General features: G+C 54.7%; 4 protein-coding genes. 3 read left to right on the forward strand and 1 reads right to left on the reverse strand.

From position 1 onward, the window contains the following. A partial coding sequence (locus VF260_00245; GenBank protein HEX7055612.1) for a hypothetical protein occupies window positions 1–403 on the reverse strand: 403 nt, incomplete at its 3' end. Window positions 404–567: 164 nt separating this feature from the next. Here VF260_00245 and VF260_00250 point away from each other — a divergent pair. From VF260_00250 to VF260_00260, 3 genes are all read left to right on the forward strand, one after another. Continuing rightward, window positions 568–1,713, forward strand: a complete 1,146-nt coding sequence (locus VF260_00250; GenBank protein HEX7055613.1) for a glycosyltransferase family 4 protein — start codon at window positions 568–570, stop codon at window positions 1,711–1,713. Continuing rightward, window positions 1,710–2,999 (forward strand): DNA repair exonuclease, encoded by a 1,290-nt coding sequence (locus tag VF260_00255; protein ID HEX7055614.1) that lies wholly within the window; start codon window positions 1,710–1,712, stop codon window positions 2,997–2,999. The genes VF260_00250 and VF260_00255 overlap by 4 nt, the downstream gene beginning before the upstream one ends. Further along, window positions 2,996–5,165 (forward strand): AAA family ATPase (locus tag VF260_00260; protein HEX7055615.1); only part of this gene is annotated, 2,170 nt, incomplete at its 3' end. The genes VF260_00255 and VF260_00260, both read left to right, overlap by 4 nt.

The raw sequence follows: 5,165 nt of genomic DNA on the forward strand, positions 1-5,165 counted from the left end.
GCAGGTGTTGCGGCGAATCCGCGGCGGTGCGGGTGACAAGATAAGTTCGCACCCCCGCGATGGCCAACGAGATGGCCAGGAGTGTGTAAAAAAATGCGAGAATCCGCGGTCTGGAGGGGTTGTACAACTGATAGATGCTCATATTGATGATGATGAAGGCGATCGTCTCCAAAAGTTGCACCCAAAACGCCGTGTTTGGCCCGATATTCCGGTTGAGCACCACCAAAATCACGTTTTGGATAATGACGATGACGAGCGATATGGTCATGGAAAAATAAGCTTTTTTCCGGCGGTTCCAATACAAGCGCAACGCAACAATAAACATCATGCACAGAATAATCGTAATTCCGGCTGATGCGAACATTTTCCCCGATGAACCGAAAAACAGGTCAGAAACGCGCATGTTTCCTCCGTTTGCAGCCGCGCAAATTACAAATTTCGACTAAATTCAGTATACCAAAAGTTTGCTAATTTGTAAAAACCGCCGAATCCAAAGCGAAAGTGCGTGACCTCATCCGGTTGAACAATTATAATGAAAAATGGATAAACATTTAGGAGGCGTCGGGATTGAACGTACTTCAAGCGCTTTTTTTTCCTCCGGAACAGCCGGGCGGCGTTTCGTCCATGGTTCCCTATATACAGGAACGTTTTGTCAAATTGGGTTGGCACATGGATTTGTTTTCCCTGCCGAAAAGGGTAAGAGGAAAAGGCACGGAAGAAGTCGCGTTTCGGACGTTCGATTGGCAGCCATACAAAGGCAACCGTTTGGTGGAAAAATATATTCAGACGATTCGCGACTATTTATGGTGGACAAAATTGCGCCAGCAAGGCAACTATGATCTGATTCACGCGCACCATCCCATCGCCGCGCTGGTGATGAAAAGGGTTTATCCGGACACTCCCGTACTGCTTACGTTGCATTCCAGTTACGAGAACGAGCTGCGGCTTAACGGCAAAATCGCGCTGGGCGGGCCGGAATGGCGGTTTCTCACTTCGTTGTACCGGGAATTGGAACTTTCGGTCGATCGCTTGATCACGGTGTCGGAAGCCTTCAAACGATATTTGTCCGACTTTGTTGCGCAACCGGAGAAAATCGAGGTAATCGCAAACGGCTTTGACGAGAAAAGGTTTCGCCCGGCGCAGCATGAAAACAAAGTGACGCAATTGATTACCGTATGCCGGCTCGTGCCCGCCAAAGGCCTTGACGTGCTGCTAAAAGCGTGCGCCGAACTGAAACAAAAAGGGCGCCCGTTTGTGCTGCACATTATCGGCGACGGTGAAATCCGCGAACAGTTGGAACGGATCGCGCTGGATATGAATATTTACGAAGATACGATTTTTTATGGATATATGCTGCATCCCGAGGAATTTATGCCGTTTTTTGATGTGTTTGTGCTCCCGTCGCGCGCGGAAGCATTCGGTTCGGTATTTGCCGAGGCGGCGCTTTGCCGCCTTGCGCTGGTCGGGACGAACGTGGGCGGCATCGCCGAGCAAATCGAACATGGGAAAAACGGCTTGCTCGTGCCCGTGGATGATCATCGCGCGCTGGCTAAAGCGTTGGACACTTTGATCGGCGATCCGCAATATCGCTCCGAATTGGCGCGCGCCGCAAGGGAAAGAGCAAAGAGCGCGTACTCGCTGAATCGGGTCATCCGGCAATTGCAAGCCATTTATCGAAGGTACGAGCCGAACGCTTCGGAGGCAAGCTCATGAATGCGTTTCGCTTTTTGCATTGCGCGGACTTGCATCTGGATACGCCGTTTAAGGGCATGAGCGCGGTGCCCGATGCCATCCGGCAAGCCATCAAAAACTCCACGTTTGCCGCATTGCAAAATGTGACGCAAATCGCGCTGTCCGAAAACGTGGATTTTGTGCTGATTGCCGGAGATTTATTCGATGCTGCGGAACGTTCGCTGCGCGCGCAGCTTTTTTTGCGCCGGGAGCTTGAAAAGTTGTCCGCGGCTGGCATTTTCGTCTGCATTGTACACGGCAATCACGATCCGGAAAACGGCGGCAAAGCTGAACTCGCCTGGCCGGAGCGCGTCCATTTCTTTTCTTCCGATAAGCCGGAAACGCTGCGTTTGCCAAACAGGCGGGGGCAGGATGCGGCGCTTGTGACCGGCATGTCGTATGGGCAAAAAGCCGTCACGGAAAATTTGGCCGAGCGGTTTATCCCGGCGGACAGCGCATTGTACAAAATCGCGCTGTTGCATGCCAATGTCGACGGCGACCCGGCGCATGACAATTATGCTCCTTGTTCGTTGTCAACGCTAAAACAAAGCGGCTTTGATTATTGGGCGTTGGGGCATATTCATGCGCGTAAGGTGCTGCATAAGCAGCCGTATGCGGTGTATCCCGGCAATATTCAGGGGCGAAGCGTCCGCGAACTCGGCCCAAAAGGCTGTTATGTGGCGAATGTGACGGAACTCGGCGAGACAAGCCTCACGTTTCATGAAACCGATGCCATTCGTTTTTTTTGCGCGGAAATTCCGTTGGACACGCTTGCGACGGAACAGGATTTGCAGGATGAATTGCAGCGGCGTATGGCGGACATCCGCGAACAGGCGGAAGGCAGGCACGCTGTCGTGCGGTTTTGCTTCTCCGGAAGGACCCCGTTATATCGGAAATTGCGCAATCCGACGTTTTTGCCCGATCTGTTGGCCGAGTTGCGCGGCGAAGAGGAACGCGCGTTTACCGAAAGCAATTTGCCGTTTGTCTGGATCGAATCGGTGGACGATGAGTCCGCCCCGCCGGTCGATCTGGCGGCGCTAGCGCGGCAGGATGATTTTATTGCGGTTATGCTGCAGCACGTGGACAAGCTTCTGAACGATCGCGGCGAGCTTGCGGCTTTTGGCCATGCCGCGTTGCAGCCGCTGTTCACATCGAAAGCGGCCACGTATGCGGCGGAACCGGACGAGCAAACGCTGCGAAAATGGCTTGCCGAAGCCCGAAACCTGGCTGTTGAAGCCCTTATCCGGGATGCGGGGTGGGAGACGTGAGAATCGAACGGGCCCATATTTTCGGATTCGGCATTCACGCCGACCGCGCTTTCACATTTGGCGAAGGCGCGCCGCTAACGGTCTGCTATGGTTTGAACGAGGCCGGGAAAAGCACGCTGCTTGCGTTTATCCGTTCCATCCTGTTCGGCTTTCCGCAGCGCAACCAGCAAAAGCGGTATGCTCCGATCAACGGAGGCGAATATGGGGGCTACCTGGTTGTTATAGATGAGACCGGCAAAAAGTACCGCATCGAGCGCACAATCGCCGGAAACGCAGCGGGCAAAACGTCTGCCGGCAAGCTGCGCATTTATGACGAATTGCTTGGGACCGAGCTGCCGGAACAGATGTTATCCCAATTGACCGGCGGCATCTCGGCGGAACTGTACCGCAATTTGTTTGCGTTCGGCTTAAGCGAATTACAGGAGCTGCGCACTTTGCAGGCGGATGAAATCAACAGCTTTTTGTTCAGCACAGGAATCGGCATTCCCGGCGGAGCGATTAACAAAGCGGAAAAAATGCTAAGTCAACGGCTGGATGAACTTTATAAAATTCGCGGCGCCAAACAGGAAATCAATCGGCAACTGAAAAAAATCGAATTGCTGGAGCATGAACTTAGACGCAGCAAAGAATTGCTAGGTTCCTACAATATCCGCGTCGGCGAATTGGCGGAGAAAAAGCGGGAAATTGCCGCGGTGCAGAGCCGTTTGGCAAAAGCGGATGAGACAAAAAGATGGCTGGAACAATGCGTCGCCGCCGCCCCCAACTGGCGGCAGTTGCGCGAGGTGGAGCTTGAATTGCGGCAATTGCCGCCAATCGATTCTTTTCCCGAGCAAGCGCTGCCGCGTTTTGCCGCCGAACGCGCCGCGGAGGACAAGCTGCTTGCGGAAATCAGCCGCAAGCGCCAGCAATTGAGCCAACTCTCGGAAGAACTTGCGGGAATCGAGCCGAACAGCGCGCTCATTGCCGCCGCGCCGGAGATCGCCAAACTGGCGGAAGAATTGGGCGTATTCAAGCAAAGCCGGTCGGCGGTTGTGCAACTGGCGGAAGAAATCAGGCATATTTCCGCGGAATTGCGGGATTTGCTCAAGCAAATCGATCCCGCATGGACGGATGGACAACTGCGCAATTTTTCGCTTGCTGTCGGCGAGAAAGAAGCATTGCGGCAGTATCGCGATCAATTCGCTCTGTTGCAAACGGATAAAGCCGACGCGGAAGGAGCGCTGCAGGCGATTTTGGCGCAATTGGACGACCATGCGCGCATGGTTGAAGAAAAACGCGAGCTGATCGCACAGATGCGGCACACCGGGCACGCCCGGGGTACTTCGCCGCCAGAGCCGCACAAGCCGGAAGAAGTCGCCGCTGCCTTGGCAAAATTAAGGCAAGCGTTTGCCGAGTGGAAACATATGGCATTGCAGCGGGATTACCTTGCCCGGCGGTTGTCCGACCTCGAGATGGCGGCTGCAGCCGGCGAAAAACGGTCGCGCAAAGCCGGAACAAGCGGCGCTTTCTCCCGGAATTTGCCGCGCTTTATCGGCGTTTTGCTGAATGTTGCGCTGCCGTTTGTGTTGTACGGGTATACCCACGATGTGCTTGTGTCCGCAGGCGCTTTTTTGCTGCTTATGTTGTCGCAGATCGTTTTGTGGCGCGGAAAGCCGGCAAAACGGCAGATGGCGGGGCATGAATCGACGGCTTTGGTCGGTCTTTGCCAATCCGCCGAGCGCGAACTCGCCGCGCATGAAGCGCGGATGGCGCAGGCGGAAGCCCAAATGCGGGAGTGCGTTGGAACGATGATGAACGGGATCGGGCCGGCGGAGGACTTGGCCGATATTGCGCAAACCTTGTCCGACGGGCGCATGGACGCGCAACTGGTCGGCCGGATGGATCTGGCGATGGAACGATGGCAGGAAGCTTTCTCCGAGTTGAACCGTTTGGAGCGGGAACTGGCCGAACTCGCCCGGCAGGAAAGTTTGCTTAAGGCCAAAAAAGCGCAAGCAGCCGAGCGCATCGCCGCGATCTCCGAACGCCGGGACAAACTGCTTACGGATTGGCAGGATTGGCTTAGCGGGCGGAATCTGGCGATATCTTTAAGCGTTGAGGCGGTGGAAGAAATATTCGGGCTTGCGGCGCGGGCAAAGCAGCTTATGCATATGCGCGAAAGCAAACAAG

The organism is Bacilli bacterium, assembly GCA_036381315.1.
GTDB lineage: Bacteria > Bacillota > Bacilli > Paenibacillales > KCTC-25726 > DASVDB01.

What these genes read in the sequence shown, in the direction of transcription:
- VF260_00255 (HEX7055614.1), top strand. Translation starts at nt 1,710, where the DNA reads ATGAATGCGTTTCGCTTTTTGCATTGCGCGGACTTGCATCTGGATACG.